General features: G+C 67.4%; 14 protein-coding genes and 1 pseudogene. 7 read left to right on the forward strand and 8 right to left on the reverse strand.

Features of this window, described 5'->3' with window-relative positions:
- The 3 genes and pseudogenes from kgd to IRT45_RS34250 all read left to right on the forward strand — a co-directional run.
- A pseudogene (kgd, locus tag IRT45_RS34240) lies at positions 1 to 829 on the forward strand (multifunctional oxoglutarate decarboxylase/oxoglutarate dehydrogenase thiamine pyrophosphate-binding subunit/dihydrolipoyllysine-residue succinyltransferase subunit); the annotation flags it as partial.
- A 233-nt stretch (positions 830 to 1,062) separates the two neighbouring features.
- Positions 1,063 to 1,761: a PadR family transcriptional regulator gene (locus IRT45_RS34245; protein WP_194809916.1), complete on the forward strand. Its 699-nt coding sequence runs from the start codon at positions 1,063 to 1,065 to the stop codon at positions 1,759 to 1,761.
- Between the two features lie 93 nt (positions 1,762 to 1,854).
- Complete coding sequence (locus IRT45_RS34250) at positions 1,855 to 3,342, forward strand: DHA2 family efflux MFS transporter permease subunit (RefSeq protein WP_194809917.1); 1,488 nt, start codon at positions 1,855 to 1,857, stop codon at positions 3,340 to 3,342.
- A 52-nt stretch (positions 3,343 to 3,394) separates the two neighbouring features.
- On the opposite strand, the gene IRT45_RS34255 is transcribed toward IRT45_RS34250, so the two are convergent.
- Entirely contained in the window at positions 3,395 to 5,029 is a 1,635-nt protein-coding gene (locus IRT45_RS34255) for a molybdopterin-dependent oxidoreductase (RefSeq protein ID WP_194809918.1), read from the reverse strand.
- 215 nt (positions 5,030 to 5,244) lie between these two features.
- Between IRT45_RS34255 and IRT45_RS34260 the strand changes: the two genes are divergently transcribed.
- On the forward strand, positions 5,245 to 6,534 hold the full coding sequence (locus tag IRT45_RS34260) for a trypsin-like peptidase domain-containing protein (RefSeq protein WP_309241281.1): 1,290 nt from the start codon (positions 5,245 to 5,247) through the stop codon (positions 6,532 to 6,534).
- Positions 6,535 to 6,610: 76 nt separating this feature from the next.
- Here the strand turns inward: IRT45_RS34260 and IRT45_RS34265 are convergent, their stop codons facing one another.
- The gene (locus IRT45_RS34265; protein WP_194809928.1) at positions 6,611 to 7,111 is read right to left on the reverse strand and encodes a helix-turn-helix domain-containing protein; all 501 of its coding nucleotides are present in this window, start codon (positions 7,109 to 7,111) and stop codon (positions 6,611 to 6,613) included.
- 119 nt (positions 7,112 to 7,230) lie between these two features.
- On the opposite strand from IRT45_RS34265, the gene IRT45_RS34270 reads away from it, so the two are divergent.
- Positions 7,231 to 7,932 carry an SDR family oxidoreductase gene (locus IRT45_RS34270; protein WP_194809919.1) on the forward strand — a complete coding sequence of 234 codons (702 nt, stop codon included), beginning with the start codon at positions 7,231 to 7,233 and terminating at the stop codon, positions 7,930 to 7,932.
- Between the two features lie 38 nt (positions 7,933 to 7,970).
- Positions 7,971 to 8,396 carry a tautomerase family protein gene (locus tag IRT45_RS34275; RefSeq protein ID WP_194809920.1) on the forward strand — a complete coding sequence of 142 codons (426 nt, stop codon included), beginning with the start codon at positions 7,971 to 7,973 and terminating at the stop codon, positions 8,394 to 8,396.
- Positions 8,397 to 8,434: 38 nt separating this feature from the next.
- On the opposite strand, the gene IRT45_RS34280 is transcribed toward IRT45_RS34275, so the two are convergent.
- From IRT45_RS34280 to IRT45_RS34300, 5 genes are all read right to left on the reverse strand, one after another.
- Complete coding sequence (locus tag IRT45_RS34280; RefSeq protein WP_309241282.1) at positions 8,435 to 8,860, reverse strand: VOC family protein; 426 nt, start codon at positions 8,858 to 8,860, stop codon at positions 8,435 to 8,437.
- Positions 8,861 to 9,032: 172 nt separating this feature from the next.
- Positions 9,033 to 10,823, reverse strand: coding sequence for a long-chain fatty acid--CoA ligase (locus tag IRT45_RS34285; RefSeq protein ID WP_194809922.1), 1,791 nt, complete (start codon positions 10,821 to 10,823; stop codon positions 9,033 to 9,035).
- A gap of 123 nt (positions 10,824 to 10,946) precedes the next feature.
- On the reverse strand, positions 10,947 to 11,873 hold the full coding sequence (locus IRT45_RS34290) for an alpha/beta hydrolase (RefSeq protein ID WP_194809923.1): 927 nt from the start codon (positions 11,871 to 11,873) through the stop codon (positions 10,947 to 10,949).
- 22 nt (positions 11,874 to 11,895) lie between these two features.
- Complete coding sequence (locus IRT45_RS34295; RefSeq protein ID WP_062965948.1) at positions 11,896 to 12,726, reverse strand: SDR family oxidoreductase; 831 nt, start codon at positions 12,724 to 12,726, stop codon at positions 11,896 to 11,898.
- A complete protein-coding gene (locus IRT45_RS34300; protein WP_194809924.1) occupies positions 12,723 to 14,270 on the reverse strand; it encodes an NAD(P)/FAD-dependent oxidoreductase in 1,548 nt (515 codons plus the stop codon). The genes IRT45_RS34295 and IRT45_RS34300 overlap by 4 nt, the downstream gene beginning before the upstream one ends.
- 60 nt (positions 14,271 to 14,330) lie before the next feature.
- Here IRT45_RS34300 and IRT45_RS34305 point away from each other — a divergent pair, with 60 nt between their 5' ends.
- Positions 14,331 to 14,990, forward strand: a complete 660-nt coding sequence (locus tag IRT45_RS34305; protein WP_194809925.1) for a TetR/AcrR family transcriptional regulator — start codon at positions 14,331 to 14,333, stop codon at positions 14,988 to 14,990.
- A gap of 27 nt (positions 14,991 to 15,017) precedes the next feature.
- Here IRT45_RS34305 and IRT45_RS34310 read toward each other — a convergent pair.
- Positions 15,018 to 16,278: MFS transporter (locus tag IRT45_RS34310; protein ID WP_194809926.1), on the reverse strand; the 1,261-nt coding region annotated here is incomplete at its 5' end.

The raw sequence follows: 16,278 nt of genomic DNA on the forward strand, positions 1-16,278 counted from the left end.
CGTCGGTTTCGAATACGGCTACTCGCTGGGCAACCCGGACGCGCTGGTGCTGTGGGAGGCGCAGTTCGGTGACTTCGTCAACGGCGCGCAGTCGATCATCGACGAGTTCATCTCCTCCGGTGAGGCCAAGTGGGGTCAGCTGTCGGAGGTCGTGCTGCTGCTGCCGCACGGTCACGAGGGTCAGGGTCCCGACCACACCTCCGGCCGCATCGAGCGGTTCCTGCAGTTGTGCGCCGAGGGTTCGATGACGGTGGCGGTGCCCTCCACTCCGTCGAACTACTTCCACCTGCTGCGCCGGCACGCGCTCGACGGCATCCGCCGTCCGCTGATCGTCTTCACCCCGAAGTCGATGCTGCGCAACAAGGCCGTCGTCTCCAATGTCGAGGACTTCACCGACGCGAAGTTCCGCTCGGTGCTCGAGGAGCCGACCTACGAGAGCGGCGACGGCGACCGGTCGAAGGTCAAGCGGATCCTGCTGACCAGCGGCAAGCTCTACTACGAGCTGGTCGCCGAGAAGGCCAAGAAGAACCGTGACGACGTCGCGATCGTGCGCATCGAACAGCTGTACCCGATCCCGTCCTACCGGCTCAACGAGAAGCTCGCGACCTACCCCAACGCCACGGATCTGGCGTGGGTCCAGGAGGAGCCGGCCAACCAGGGCGCCTGGCCGTTCTTCGGGTTGAACCTGCCGGAGATCCTGCCGGACCGGTTCAACAAGCTGCGCCGCATCTCCCGCCGTGCCATGTCGGCCCCGTCCTCGGGTTCCTCCAAGGTGCACGCGGTGGAGCAGCAGGAGATCGTCGACGAGGCGTTCGCCCCCACCGAATAGGTCGTATCGCCCGGACGCCGGGCCGGATCGCTCTGCCGAGCGGTTCGGTCCGGCGTTCGTCGTTTCCGGGCCGGACTCGTGTCACATCGGGGCGCGCTCGATCGTCGTCATGAGTGGAACCACCTTGTGCCGACTCACTTCCGCGTCGTATATTCGGCGTGGAATATTTGAGCCGGAACATGTCGGGCCGCCCGCGTAGTGTGCGGCGGCAGTGACGAAGGGAGTCGAGACCGATGTCCAAGCAGCCGGGTGCCACGTTGACGCCATTGGCGATCTCGGTGCTGGCGCTGCTGGAAGAAGACCGCATGCATCCGTACGAGATGTATCAACTGCTGCTCAAACGCCGGAAGGGCAATCTGCTCAAGATTCGCCCCGGCTCGCTCTATCACACGGTGACCCGGCTGGCCGAACAAGGACTGGTCCAGGCGGAGGGTACCGAGCGTGCGGGCAACCGGCCGGAACGCACCACCTACCGCATCACCGCAGCGGGTACCGCGGCGCTGCGCACCCGGATCGCCGATATCGTCCGGCAGCCGATTCGTGAGTATCCGATCTTTCCCATCGGCCTGGCGGAAGCACACAATCTTCCGGTCGACGAGGTGATCGCCCTGATCGCCGAGCGTATCGGCTGGCTGGACAACGACATCACCGAACTCGACGCCATCCGGGAATGGGCGCGCTCGCGCGAGGTACCCCGGCGGTACTGGATGGTCATCGATTATCTGGTGGGGCTGGCACGGCACGAAGTCACGTGGTTGCGCGGTCTCATCGAGGAGTTGCGCGACGGTTCGCTGCCGTGGCTGGAATTCGACGAGGGCGGAACCCGTTGCCCCGAAAAGACCGGCGACCTCGGCCACGACTGGGGTGCGGCGCTGACCGACGACGTACTCGCCGAGCTGCGGAAAGGTGGTGCGACCACTGCCGAGCACTGACCGGGCGCGGGCATGTGGCGCGCCCCGAGACCTTCATCCGAACCACCCATCGGTCGTCGCCGTCGATCGATGCCGTCAACAGGGACGAAATCTATGACCTCGCAAAGAAATCCGTGGCTGGCGCTCACCGCGCTGGTCGTCGGGTTCTTCATGATCCTGCTGGATATGACCATCGTCGCGGTGGCCAATCCGGCGATCATGCAGGATCTGCATACCGACATCAACAAAGTCATCTGGGTGACCAGCGCCTATCTGCTCACCTACGCGGTACCGCTGCTGGTCACCGGCCGCCTCGGTGACCGTTTCGGCCCGAAGAACATCTACCTCGCCGGTCTCGCGGTCTTCACCCTGGCCTCGCTGTGGTGCGCGGTATCGGCCAATGTGGAGATGCTGATCGCGGCTCGCGCGGTGCAGGGCCTCGGTGCGGCGTTGATGACGCCGCAGACCATGGCCGTCATCACCCGCACCTTCCCGCCGGACAAGCGCGGCGCGGCGATGGGGCTGTGGGGCGGCGTCGCCGGACTCGCGACTCTGGTCGGCCCGATCCTCGGCGGCGTGCTGGTCGACTGGCAGGGCTGGAACTGGATCTTCTACATCAACGTGCCGATCGGCGTGGTGGCGTTCGCGCTGGCGATGTGGCTGGTGCCGAATCTGGAGACCCACCAGCACAAGTTCGACTTCGTGGGCGTGGTGCTCAGCGGTGTCGGCATGTTCCTGCTGGTCTTCGGCATTCAGGAGGGCAACACCCGGGACTGGGACGCCTGGATCTGGACGATGATCATCGCCGGCCTGGTGGTGCTGGGTCTGTTCGTGGTGAACCAGGCGCGCAACAAGGACGAGCCGCTGGTTCCGCTGAGCCTGTTCCGCGACCGCAACTTCTCGATGTCGAGCGTCGCGATCGCCGCGATGGGCGCCGCGGTCACCTCGCTGATGGTGCCGGCGTACTTCTACCTCGAGGCGGTGCGCGAATACACCCCCACCCGCGCCGCATTGGTTTTCGCGCCGATGGCGATCATCACCGGTCTGACCGCGCCGTTCATCGGTAAGGTCTCCGACCGGATGCCGCCGCGCATCCTGCCCACCCTCGGGTTCCTGGGTTTCGCTCTGACCGTCTTCGGCTTCGCGGCACTGATGAAGCCGGACAGTTCGATCGTGCTGTTCCTGGTAGTCGCGGGCGTCGCCGGTCTGTCGAACTCCTGCATCTGGGCGCCGCTGGCGTCGACCGCCACCCGCAACCTGCCGATCCACCAGGCCGGCGCCGGCGCGGGTGTCTACAACACCACCCGGCAGGTCGGTTCGGTCCTCGGTAGCGCCGCGATCAGCGCGCTGGTCTCGGCCCGCATGTCCGCTCAGGGTCTGGGCAGCGGACAGTTCGGCGAGGGCGGCGGCACCGGAATGGGACATATCCCCGAGCAGATCATCGACAAGTTCAGCACCGCCCTGGGGCAGGCGATGATCCTGCCCGGCGCGATCCTGCTGATCGGTGTGGTGGCTTCGGCCCTGTTCGTCGGCAGTTCGGCGAAGAAGCAGCAGGAGGCCGAGGCCGGCCCCGAACCGGAGAAGGCCGGCATCCCCGGCTGAGCCGGTCGGCGCGCCGAACAGGTTGCGCGACAGCGTAATACGAGGAGCGTGTCTACCCGACTCGGATCGTCCGGGACGGGTACCCGCTCGCTCCGTCCGGGATGACGTCGGCGACCTGCGCGGTCTGCACCGTGCCGGTGCCGTCGGTGGCGCGGGCGCGGACGGTGTGCGTGCCCGCGGGGGCGTCCCAGTCGTAACTCCATTGCCGCCACGTGTCGACGGACGGTTCGGCGGCCAGGCGGGCGGGTTGCCAGGGGCCGTTGTCGATCTGGACCTCGACGGCGTCGATGCCGCGGTGTTGCGCCCAGGCCACACCGGCGATCGTCACCTTCCCGGCCCGGACGGCGCCGCGCGGGGTGTCGATGCGGGTGCCGGTTTTGATCGGCCCGCGTTCGGACCAGCCACGCCGCGTCCAATAGGCCTGGGCGCGATCGAATCTCGTGATCTCCAGTTCGGTGACCCACTTGGTGGCCGAGACGTAACCGTAGAGGCCGGGCACGACCAGCCGGGCCGGATATCCGTGCTCGACGGGCAGCGGCTCACCGTTCATGCCGACCGCCAGCAGCGCGTCGCGACCATCGGTCAGCGCGGCGAGCGGACTTCCGGCGGTGAAGCCGTCGGCACTGCGGGACAAGACCATATCGGCGTCGGGATGCGGGCCCGCCTCGGCGATCAATTCGTCGAGCCGATAGCCCAGCCAGCTCGCATTACCGATCAGATCGCCGCCGACCGGATTCGATACGCAGGTCAGCGTCACCAAACGCTCCACCGACGGCCGGCGCGCCAGATCCGCGTAGTCGAGCAGGATTTCGCGGTCCACCATGCCGTGGATCCGTAGTGACCAGGTCTCCTTGCTGACCTGCGGAACGGTCAGCGCGGTGTCGATCCGGTAGAAGTCGGAATTCGAGGTGAGATACGGCGTCAGTCCCGGTATCCGCAGGTCCGCGGCCGGGTCCACCGGAGGCACAGGCACATTCGGCGGCGGCAGCCGCACCGCCGCCCGCTCCCCCGCCACACTGCGCGCGCTCGCCCCGAGAACGCGACCGGCGATCCCGGCCGCCACGGCGAGTACTCCCACCCCGACGATCCCCCGCATCACGTGCCGCCGATCGACCTGCGCCACATCGGGTTTCACCACGCGCGGCCATGCGGCGCCGCGCGCACTCAGGCGCGCGTCGTCTCCCTGGGAGCGCACATCTTGCGCCGCAGTGGCTTTCAACGGATCGGGCGCCGCGGCACCGCCCCGCATCGGCGCACCGGCCGCCTCGTATCGCCGAATCAACCACCGCAGCACGACGATGGCCAGGGCCACCCCCACGAGCGACGGCAACGCCCAGGTCCAGTTCGCCGACGGTCGTTCGAGCGCAGCCCATGCCGCCCCGATGCCGAAGGCGCCGAGCACGACCGACCCGATCGGCCGCCCGGTTCGCTCCACCACCCCCGCAAGGGCCGCGACGATCAGCGCCACCACGCCCATCAGCAGGTACAGCATCATCTTGTCGTCGGTGCCGAAGGTGTCGATCGCCCATTCCCGTACCCCGTCGGGAGTGTGGTCGACCACCGTCGCCCCGATCGCCGCCAACGGCGCGCTGCCCGCTCCGACCGGCACCGACACCAATTCCGCGACACCCAGCGCCAGCCCCGCGGAGACGATCCCGCAGGCCGCGCGCAGTCCCGATCCGGCCATAACGGCGAGCGTACTGCGGATTCCCCCCGGCGAACCCGCCCGAACGAGCGCATCGACCACAGCGTCACAGATTCGTCAGAAAGGGCGAAGCCCGACGTGATCCGGCCCACGTCGGCACTTCCACGGCAAGGACCCAGCCGCTTCTCAGGAATCGCGCGCTTAATTGATAGAGGATCCGAATGCGTCGGGGCCGGGTCCGAGCCGACACACAGGATGTGACCGAACAGGACGTGATGAGCGTGTATCCGAACGAGGGCAATCGGCCGCACCAGCCCGGACCGTACGAACCACGGTCGGGGGCGTACGGCCCGCACGGATATCCGGGACAGCCCCCGTATCCCGGGCAGTATCCGGAACAGCAGGCGTATCCGGGACAGCACTCCGGTCGGCAGCAGTATCCACCGCGCGCGCCGCGGCACGGCCTGACCTTCGCAGTGGTGGCGGCCCTCGTCGCGGTGGTCGCCCTGACCATCGCCTTCGTCGGTTCCCGGATCGACGCGCACGGTCCCGGCCTGTCGTCCCCGCTCGGCCACGGCCAGGGCTCGGTCGTGCAGCCGGTCGATTCGCAACCACAGTCCACGGCGCTGGAACAGGCGGCGAACGCGGTGCTGCCGGGCATCGTCGTGATCAATACCGAGCTCGGCATGCAGAACGGCGCGGGCGCCGGCACCGGCATCGTGCTCGGCTCCGACGGCACGATCCTCACCAACAACCACGTCGTGGAGGGCGCCACCGACATCTCGGCCACCGATCTGGGCAACGGCCGAACCTACACCGGCACCGTCGCCGGATTCGACCGGCAGGACGATCTGGCGGTGGTGAAGTTGCGAGGCGCCTCCGGCCTGCAGACCGCGCCGCTCGGCGATTCGGACCAGGTCGAGGTCGGCGATGCCATCGTGGGCGTCGGCAACGCCGGCGGCACCGGTTCGCCGACCGCCGCGGCCGGCCGCGTCACCGCGCTGGACCGGTCCATCACGGCCAGCGACGAGTCGGCCGGCGCCTCCGAACAGCTGACCGGACTCATTCAGGTCGCCGCGAACATCCAGCCCGGCGATTCCGGCGGCCCGCTCGTCAACAGCTCCGGCCAGGTGGTCGGTGTGAATACCGCTGCGTCACAAGGATTCCAGCTCGGCGCGGGCGGCGGTCAGGGCTTCGCGATTCCGATCGACAAGGCGAAGACGATCGCCGCGCAGATCCAGGCGGGCAAGAGTTCGGACCGCGTGCACATCGGCGATTCCGCGTTCCTCGGTATCACGATGAGCGATGCCAACGGTTCCGGCGCACTGATCCGCAATATCGTGAGCGACGGTCCGGCGCAGGCCGCGGGCCTGGCTCCGGGCGATGTGATCACCGGCCTGGACGGTCACAGCATCGATTCGGCGACCACGATGACCAACACGATGGATCAGCATCACCCGGGCGATACCGTCACCCTCACCTGGGTCGACCGCTCCGGACAGAGTGAATCCGGTCAGGCGTCGCTCGCCCGGGGGCCGGTGGGCTGATCCGACGCCGACGACATTCGGCCCCGCCGACATCCCAGCGGGATGCGGCGGGTTCGGGTTTCGGCCGACAGCCCTCTCAGTCCGCGGCCGGCGAAGGTCGCTTCCGCCCCGGCGAGTTCAGTCGAATCTCCAGCTCGTCGGCCTTCTTGTCCGGCCCCTGCTCAGGCGTGACCCGCACCCCCACCACCGCTCCGGATTCCCGGTCGACGAATGACAGCGGCGGCTTCCCGTCCTGCAGATATTTGTCGCCCCACTGCATCAGCGACAGGAATACCGGCAGCAGGTCCTCACCGGCCTCGGTCAGGCGGTATTCCGCGCGTTCGCGCCGGCCGGGTTCCCGATACGGCACCCGTTCCACGATGCCCGCCGATTCGAGCTGTTTGAGCGCCCGCGAGACCGCCGGCGCCGAGGTGCCGATCCGTGTCGTGAAGTCCTCGAAACGTGTTGTGCCGTAGAAACATTCGCGGACCACGAGGAACACCGTCCGGGTACTGAGCAACTCGAGAACCCGCCCGGCCGAACATCGGTCACCGATCGACCAGGCTTCCCGGTCGCTCAGCCGCGGCTCGAACATCATCGACACGACCCCATGTTACCTAACGCTTGCGTTACCCAGCCAGCTGTGCTGTCATCTAACTAACGAGATCGTTACCCAGAGGGTGGGCAGTCGCCCCGGACGATCCGAAAGGACGAGAGATGGCCGGAATCGAAGGCGCGGTCGCACTGGTGACCGGTGGGCAACGAGGGCTCGGCAAGGCCTTCACCGACGAGCTGCTCAGGCGCGGTGCGGCCAAGGTCTACACCACCGCCCGCACCCCCGAGGCCACCGACGACGCCCGCATCGAACCTTTCGCCCTGGACGTCACCGACGCCGATTCGGTTGCCGCCGCGGCACGGCGGGCCCGCGACGTCGAGATCGTCGTGAACAACGCCGGCGTTCTCCTCCCGGCACCGCTGCTGACCGCCGATATGGCCGATATCGTCACCACGTTCGACACCAACGTCTTCGGCCCGCTGCGGGTGGCTCAGGCGTTCGCGCCGACACTGGCGGACAACGGCGGTGGCGTCCTGATCGACATCCATTCGGTGCTCTCGTGGGGCGCCGGCGCGGCGGCCTACGGCGCGTCCAAGGCGGCGCTGTGGTCGATCACCAATTCACTGCGGCTCGAACTGGCGCCACAGGGCACGCAGGTGGTCGGCGTCCATCTGGGATTTGCCGACACCGGCATGGTGGAGCGGTTGCCGGTCGACAAGCTCGCGCCGGCCGCGGTGGCCGAGGCCGTGTTCGACGGTGTCGAGCGCGGTGACACCGAAGTTCTGGTCGACGAGATCACGCGCCGGGTGAAGGCGGCGCTGTCCGGCCCGGTCGAAGGGCTCTCCCTCGCCATCCCGCGCTGATCACCGTTGTCCCGCATCATCTTTCGAAGGATTCACCGATGCCACTGTGGCACATCTACCATCCGGCGAACACCTATTCCGACGCCGATAAACAGGACTTCGCCCGGGATATCACCGCGCTGTACACGAGCTTCGGCCTGCCGGCGTTCTACGTCGTCGTGTTGTTCGAGGAGATCGAGGAGACGTCCTTCTTCGTCGGCGGCAAGCCGTCGGGCGACACCGTGCGGATCGTCGTGGAACATCTCGCCCGGCACCTGGACGACCCGGAGCTGCGCAAGCGGTCGACACAGCGGCTCAACTCGATCATGGAGCCCTACACCGGCGCTCGCGGCCTGCACTGGGAGTTCCACACCTACGAATCCCCGCGTGACCTGTGGATGATCGCGGGCCTGTTCCCGCCCGACGCCGGCAGCGAGGCCGAACAGGCGTGGGCCCGCGCGAACGCACCCGATCCGTACCGCTGAACCGAGCCGGTACGGCCGGATACGCCCGGGGCAGAACGCTATTCGCCGCCGTACAGATTGATCATCCACGGCACCGAGAACTTGTCGGTGACCATGCCGAACTGGGCGGCCCATTCGGTCTTGCCCAGCGGCATGGTGACCTGCCCGCCCGCCGACAGTCCGGTGAAGATCCGGTTGGCCTCGGATTCGTCGTCCACATCCAGGCAGACGCTGAACGGAACGTTGTCGTGGTTGAGCTTCTGGTCGGGCGGGCAGTCCGAGCCCATCAGCAGCTGATCCTCGCGCCAGGTCAACGCGGCGTTGGCGATGCGCTTGCCCACCTCCTCGGGCAGGCTCCCGCCACCGCCGTCACCCATCTCGCGATAGCGGACCATCTGCAGTTCTCCGCCCAGAACCGACTGATAGAAGGTGAATGCCTCCTCGGCCTCACCGTCGAACATCAAATATGCGGTAGCCGACTTCACGATTGCCTCCTCCGGAATGGATACGGGCCTGCGGCCAGCGGCCACTGCCCCACAGATGAGACGGCGACAGCCGGGAAAATTCATCGGGGTCGATCGCGCATATCGTCGCACGTCATGAACGCGAACGGCCCGCCTTCGGGAAGAAGACGGGCCGTTCGGCGTGCGAGCGGGCTCAGCCGTAGATCGCCTCGACCTCGTTCGCGTAGTTCTTCATCACCACATTGCGCTTGAGCGACATCTTCGGCGTCAGCTCACCGCTCTCCTCGGTCCAGTCGACCGGCAGGATCCGGGTCTTCTTGATCGCCTCGGCATGGGAGACCAGCTTGTTGGTGTCCTTGACCGCCTTGTCGATCTCGGCGGTCAGTTCGGGCAGCTCGATCAGCTTCTCGATCGGGGTGTCCTCGGGCACGTTGTTGCGGGTCTTCCAGCCCGGCAACGCCTCCGGGTCGAGGGTGATCAGCGCGCCGACGAACGGCTTGCCGTCCCCGACCACCATCACCTGGCTGATCAGCGGATGCGAGCGCAGGGAGTCCTCGAGCATCGCCGGGGAGACGTTCTTGCCGCCGGCGGTGACGATGATTTCCTTCTTGCGGCCGGTGATCGTGATGAAGCCCTGCTCATCGATGGCGCCGAGATCACCGGTCTTGAACCAGCCGTCGTCGAAGGCGTCCTCGGTGGCGGTCGGGTTGTTCCAGTAGCCGGCGAACACGACCGGGCCGCGCAACAGCAGCTCGCCGTCCTCGGCCACCTTCGCGGCGTGACCGCCGAGCGGGCGGCCCACCGAACCGACCTTCAGGTGTTCGGGGGTGTTCACCGAAACAGCGGCGGTGCTCTCGGTCAGGCCGTAACCCTCGTAGATCGTGACGCCGATGCCGTGGAAGAAGTGCCCCAGCCGCGCGCCGAGGGGACCGCCGCCGGAGACGGCGGACTTGCAGCGCCCGCCCATGGCCTCGCGCAGCTTGCCGTAGACCAGCTTGTCGAACACGGTGTGCTTGACCTTGAGCACCAGGCCCGGGCCGCCGTTCTCGAGCGCCTGGCTGTACTCCACCGCGGTGTCGGCGGCCAGATCGAAGATCTTGCCCTTGCCACCGTCGTGCGCCTTCTGCTTCGCACCGTTGAACACCTTCTCGAACACGCGCGGCACCGAGAGGATGAAGTCCGGCTTGTACTCGCCGAACTGCTCGACCAGCGTCGACCAGTCGGCCGTGTGCGCGACGGTGACTCCGGCGTCGAAAGCCGCCAGCGCGACCGCGCGGGCGAAGACGTGGGCCAGCGGCAGGAACAGCAGCGAGCGATGACCGGGCTTGAGGAACTGCGGCATCGCGGCGCGGTCGGCGGCCGATTCGGCGTAGAGGTTGGCATGCGAGAGCATGACGCCCTTGGGCCGGCCGGTGGTGCCGGAGGTGTAGATCAGCGAGGCCGGCGACGCCGCCTTGACCTGCTTGCGCCGCTCGTGCACGGCCTCGTCGCCGAGATCCTTGCCCCGGGCGACCAGGGTGTCGATCGCACCGTCGTCGATCACCAGCGGCTCGCCCAGTTCGGGCAGGCCGTCCTCGATCTCGGCGATGGTGGCCCGGTGCCGGGCGTTCTCGACCACGATCAGCTTGGTGCCCGAATCCGACAGGATCCAGCGAGCCTGTTCGGCGGAGGAGCTGTCGAAGATCGCGACGGTGCAGCCGCCGGCCGCCCAGATGGCGAAGTCCAGCACGACCCACTCGTACCGGGTGGAGGCCAGGATGGCGACCCGGTCACCGAGTTCGATGCCGGAGGCGATCAGTCCCTTGGCCACCGCGGTGACGTGTTTCGCGAACTCCGCGGCGGTGACATCTGTCCAACCGCCCTTGCCGTCCGGCCTGTTGAACACCACCAGGCCGGGCGTGCGCTCGGCGTGCCGGAAGGCGCCATCGGACATATTGGCGTCTTCGGGGATGGTGTAGGTAGCCGGGACTTCGAACTCTCGCATCGGTGCCCTTCCACGTGGTCTACTCGCCAGTAATTTACGCCAGCCGCAACGGCAGGCTCCGCCCGGCCGCCCGGTCGAGAATTTCGACGCGGGTGCGGCCGGGCGGAACCTGTCCTACGGCTTCTATCCTATGGATCCGGTTTGCGCTGGTTGCAGCGATTGACCGAGGAATCCTGCCAGTTCGCGCACGGCGAGCGCGGCCGGCGCCACCAGCGACGCCTGCAACTGCGAGACGTGCCAGAGCCCGCGCGTCACCGAGAACTGAACCGGCACCTCGGCGGCCCGCAGCGCGGCCGCCAGGCGCACGCACTGCGAATGCAGCAACTCGCCCTCGTCGACCTGGACGTAGGTCGCGGGCAGACCGCCCAGCGATCCGAGCAGCGGCGCATAGCCCGGATCCAGCGGATCGCCGTCGCCCAGATAGGCGGCGGCACACAGCCGCGACCACGCCTTGTTGACCACCAGGTCACGCTCACGGGCCGGCAGCTCGTTCGGATCGGCCCACGGGGCGATCAAACCCAGTGCGGCGGGCCGCATTCCGTGCCGGTCACGCAGGCGCAACGCCAGCGCGAGCGACAGTCCGCCGCCGGCGGAGTCCCCCGCGACCGCGATCTGCTGCGGCGCGAGTCCGGTGGCCACCAGCTCCAGGAAGGCCGCCTCGGCATCGTCGAGCGCGGCCGGATACGGATGCTCCGGCGCCAGCCGATAGTCCGGAACATAGACGGGACAACCGATTTCGCGCGACAGACGCGCCGCCAGCGACCGATGGGTGGCCGGCGATCCGATGGTGTACCCACCACCGTGCAGATACAGCACCGCACCCGGGCCGTCGGCCGGTCCGGCGGTCACGCGTTCGGCGGGACGGCCGCCCAGCCGCATCCGATGCACCCGGGTGCCGGCGGGCAGCCGCTGCAGCACCGAACCGGCGTCGAGCAGGTAGCGCTGCGCCTCCCACGGCAGCCGGCTGTGCATGGCGAACCGGAACATCGGCCCGAGGACGGCCCGCGCGATGGGCAGCGGCAAGGACAGGGGTGTCGAAAGACCAGGCATCACAATGAATTCCCGCGGCGAATCAGGGCAGGAACCGGCTGTTGACGACGTTCGCGATGCGCTGGTAGTAGGACGCGGTGGTGCGCACGAACAGATCGAGCGCCTTCGCCTCCCAGCCGATCAGCACGCGGCCGTGCCCCTTGCGCACGGCCTCGGTGATGGTCTGCGCGGCCATCTCCGGGGTGTGCAGGGCGAGCTGCTTGTCGAAGAACGAGGAGAACTTCTGGGCGTCGATCCCCTCGGCGTAGGTGGCGTTGCGCGCCACGGCGGTCTTGATACCGCCGGGGTGGACGCAGGTGACCTTGACCGGGTGCTTGCGCGCCATCATCTCCTGGCGCAGCGATTCGGTGAAGCCGCGCACCGCGAATTTGGCCGCGTTGTAAGCACTCTGGCCCGGTACCGCGATCAGGCCGAACAGGCTCGACACGTTGATCACGTGGCCGTCACCGGATTCGATGAGGGCGGGCAGGAACGCCTTGGTGCCGTTGACGACGCCCCAGAAATCGACATCCATGATGCGCTCGATGTCCTTGAACTGGGAGTCGACCACCTCGCCGTGGAAGGCGATACCGGCGTTGTTGTAGATCTGGTGCACCACGCCGAAGTGCTTCTTCACCTCGTCGGCGTAGAGCAGCACCGCTTCGCGCTCGGCCACGTTGAGCCGATCGGACTTCACCTGCGCACCCAGCGCCTCGACGCGGCGGACGGTTTCGGCCAGTCCTTCGGTATCGATGTCGGAGAGGGCGAGTTTCGCGCCGCGGCGGGCCAGGTTCTCGGCCAGCGCGCGGCCGATACCCGAGCCGGCGCCCGTGATCACACATACCTTGCCCGTGAAATAAGCGTCATTGCTCACTGTGCTGCTACCACTTTCAGATCGGGACCCGCGGCCCCGTCGGTCGATCGGGTCGTGTCGTATGCCGCGGCGTCGAACTTCTCCGTCAGCTTGCGGAAGCGGAAGGTGAAATCGGGCCACAGCGTGGTGTTGTTGCCGTGCTTGTCCAGATACCAGCTGGCACAACCACCGTTGAGCCAGACACTGTTGGACATGCGGTCCTGCAGATCGCGGTTGTAGCTGTCCTGCACGGCTTTTCGCACCTCGACCGTACGCAGGCCGCGCTGGTCGAAGGTGGCGATCGCGTCGGCGATGTAGTTGATCTGCGATTCGATCATGTACACCATCGAGGTGTGGCCCAGGCCGACGTTCGGGCCGAGCAGGAAGAACATGTTCGGGAAGTTGTGGATCGCGGCGCCCTTGTAGCCCTGCTGCCCGATCTCGTCGAACAGTTCGGTGAGGGTGCGCCCGTCGCGGCCGGCGATCGTCTCGTACACCGGCGAATCGGTGACGTGGAAGCCGGTCGCCACGATGAGGGCGTCGATTTCCCGTTCGGTGCCGTCGGCGGTGACGATCGAATTGGCGCGGATCTCGCGGATGCCGTCGGTGACCACGTCGACATTGTCGCGCCCGAGCGCCGGGTAGTACTCGTTCGAGATCAGCATGCGCTTGCAGCCGATGCGGAAGTTCGGCGTGACCTTCTCGCGCAGCTGCGCGTCCGGCACCTCGAGCCGCAGCTTCAGCCGGGCGAGGCCTTCCAGCGCGAGCATGGCCGGCGGGAATTTCGCCAGGCCGACGACCTGCGTTTCGCGGGCGGCGTAGATGGCGGCACGCGACAACTTCTGCACGCCCGGAACGTATTTGAAGGCCAGCCGCTCGGGCAGGGTGTACGGGCGGTCCATCCGCGGCAGCAGCCACGGGGCGGTGCGCTGGTAGACGTCGAGATGGGCCACCTTCGGCGCGATCGACGGCACGATCTGGATGGCCGAGGCGCCGGTGCCGATCACCGCGACCCGCTTGCCGGTCAGATCCGCGTCGTGATCCCAGCGCGCGGAGTGGAAGATGCGGCCCTGGAAACCGTTGATGCCCTTGATATCCGGAAGGTTCGGCTCACACAGCGCGCCGACGGCGGAGACCAGGATGTCGGCGGTGAACGCGCCCTGGCTGGTCTGCACCTCCCAGCGGGCCTGCTCCTCGTTCCACCGGGCGCCGGTCATCTCGCAGTCGAAGATGTGCTTGTCCCGCACGCCGTGACGATCGGCCACGTTCCGGATGTAGGACTGGATCTCCGGCTGTTTGGAGAACGAGCGCGACCAGTTCGGATTGAGCGCGAACGAGTAGGAGTACAGCTGCGACGGCACATCGCAGGCGGCGCCGGGGTAGGTGTTGTCGCGCCAGGTACCGCCGACATCGTGGCCACGCTCGAGCACCAGGTAGTCGTCGCGCCCCTGCTGGCTCAAACGAATGGCCAGGCCCAGGCCCGAGAATCCACTGCCGACGATCAACGTATGCACATGACGCGCCCCCGCTACACTGCGGTCGGTGTCTGTAACCCTACGACTCATGTATCCAACCCTACGATCCTATTGAGCAGGAGTCAACAGTATTGACTACCGTTCAGTAGGATGGCAACCGTGAGTGACAACGGTCCCGGCACCAAACGGGTGCGGCTGAGCCCGGGCGAGCGGCGCGAACAGCTGGTGTCCCTGGGCGTGAAAATGCTGCGCGACCGCACGCTGGAGGACATCTCCATCGGGGAGATCGCCCGGCAGGCGGGCATCTCCCGCGGCCTGCTCTTCCACTACTTCGCGTCGAAGCAGGATTTCCAGCGCGCCATCGTGCGCCGCGCCAACGAGGAACTACTCGCTCGCACCACGCCCGACCGCAGCCTCGATCTGTTCCACATGCTGCGCGACGCGGTCGAACGCTACATCGAGTACGTCAGCGAGAACCGGATCTCCTACCAGGGCCTGCTCCGCGGCCCCGCCAGCGGCAGCCCCGAACTCATGGCGCTGGCCGACGCCACCCGCGATGCCATGGTCGATCGCATCCTCACCGAAACCCCGCTGGCCGCCGACGATCCCGAACTGCCACGACTTCGCCTTGTGTTCCGCGGCTGGATCGCGTTCGTCGAGGAGACGACCCTGATCTGGTTGCGCGAGGAGCAGATCGGCCGCACCGAGTTGATCGACACCCTGGTCGGCGCACTGCCCGCGCTCGCCATGCATCCGGTGCTCACCGAATTGCTGGCCGGGTCGGCCGACGGCACCGTGCTGCCGGCATGATCTCGGCAGTGCTCTGCCGGTGTGATCTCAGTCCTCGTGCACGTATCCGGCGCGATCGCCGCGCCGCGGTAGCCAGAGCGCGGTGACCACGGCGGCGATCAGAATCATGATCGCCGAGACCAGCAACGCCACCTCGAGTCCACGGTGGAAGGCCTCATAGGTGGCGTGGATGACCCGGTTCACGATCGGCCCGTAGGCGGCCGAGGCCGCCGCGTCACCGCCGGCCGGGACGTTGCCGGTCTCGATGGCGTCGATGACGATGGCCTGGAAATTCGCCGGCACACCGATCTCCCGCAACCGATCCCGCAGGTCCGAATTCAGGAAGGAATTGACCAGCGAACCCAGGACGGCCACACCCATCACCGCCCCGACCTGGCGCATGGTGTTGGTGGCGGCGGCCGCCATACCGGAATGTTCGGCCGGAACGCCGGACAGTACGGCCGAGGTCAGCGGCACCACCGCGATACCGAAACCGAGCCCGGCCAGCATCAGGGCCAGCGCCAGCGGCGTGAATTCGACTGTGACGCCGAGGAACTGGCGCGTGAGCAGGATGCCCGCCGCACCGAGCACACACCCGGCGATCATCGGCGTGCGGGAACCGCGCAGCGCCACCCAGAATCCGGAGATCAGCGAGCCGACGATGATCGCCACCGCCATCGGGCCGAACACCGCGGCGGTTCGCCACCCCGAATAGTCCAGCACCTCTTGCAGATACAGCGCGGTGAAGAAGAAGATCGAGAAAATCCCGAAGTAGACCGCGAACGCCACCACCAGCGCACTGCGCACCAGCGGACGCTCCAGGTAGCGGAAGTCGAACATCGGATTGGCCGCGCGCGACTCGACCACCAGGAAGGCGACGAAGGCGATCCCGCCGATGACGAACAGCGTGATCACCGAGGCGGCCGAATAGCCCACCTGCTCACCGGAGATGGCCGCGTAGATCACGCAGCCGAGAAAGGTTGCGCCCAGGACGAATCCGGCCCAATCGACCGGCCCCGGCTGCGGATCGGCGCTCTCCGGCACGAATTTCAACGCCGCCACCAGCACGATCACGCCGACGATCAGGTTGAACCAGAAGATCGAGCGCCAGCCGAACGCCCCGACCAGCAGCCCGCCGATCACCGGCCCCAGCGCCAGCGCCAATCCGGAGACCGCGGCCCACGCACCGAGGGCCTTCGCGCGGGCGCCGCGCTCGGGAAAGATGTGCCGGATCACCGACAGGGTGCCCGGTTCGGAGGCCGCCGCACCCACGCCCATGACCGCCCGCCCGGCGATCAGGATCGACACA

Origin of the sequence: Nocardia sp. BSTN01 (genome assembly GCF_015354405.1) — a bacterium.
Taxonomy (GTDB): Bacteria; Actinomycetota; Actinomycetes; order Mycobacteriales; family Mycobacteriaceae; genus Nocardia.

Excerpts from the sequence above, each read along its gene's own strand:
- IRT45_RS34245 (WP_194809916.1), top strand. The coding sequence starts at position 1,063 with ATGTCCAAGCAGCCGGGTGCCACGTTGACGCCATTGGCGATCTCGGTG.
- IRT45_RS34250 (WP_194809917.1), top strand. The coding sequence starts at position 1,855 with ATGACCTCGCAAAGAAATCCGTGGCTGGCGCTCACCGCGCTGGTCGTC.
- IRT45_RS34255 (WP_194809918.1), bottom strand. The coding sequence starts at position 5,029 with ATGGCCGGATCGGGACTGCGCGCGGCCTGCGGGATCGTCTCCGCGGGG.
- IRT45_RS34265 (WP_194809928.1), bottom strand. The coding sequence starts at position 7,111 with ATGATGTTCGAGCCGCGGCTGAGCGACCGGGAAGCCTGGTCGATCGGT.
- IRT45_RS34270 (WP_194809919.1), top strand. The coding sequence starts at position 7,231 with ATGGCCGGAATCGAAGGCGCGGTCGCACTGGTGACCGGTGGGCAACGA.
- IRT45_RS34275 (WP_194809920.1), top strand. The coding sequence starts at position 7,971 with ATGCCACTGTGGCACATCTACCATCCGGCGAACACCTATTCCGACGCC.
- IRT45_RS34285 (WP_194809922.1), bottom strand. The coding sequence starts at position 10,823 with ATGCGAGAGTTCGAAGTCCCGGCTACCTACACCATCCCCGAAGACGCC.
- IRT45_RS34290 (WP_194809923.1), bottom strand. The coding sequence starts at position 11,873 with ATGCCTGGTCTTTCGACACCCCTGTCCTTGCCGCTGCCCATCGCGCGG.
- IRT45_RS34300 (WP_194809924.1), bottom strand. The coding sequence starts at position 14,270 with ATGAGTCGTAGGGTTACAGACACCGACCGCAGTGTAGCGGGGGCGCGT.
- IRT45_RS34305 (WP_194809925.1), top strand. The coding sequence starts at position 14,331 with ATGGCAACCGTGAGTGACAACGGTCCCGGCACCAAACGGGTGCGGCTG.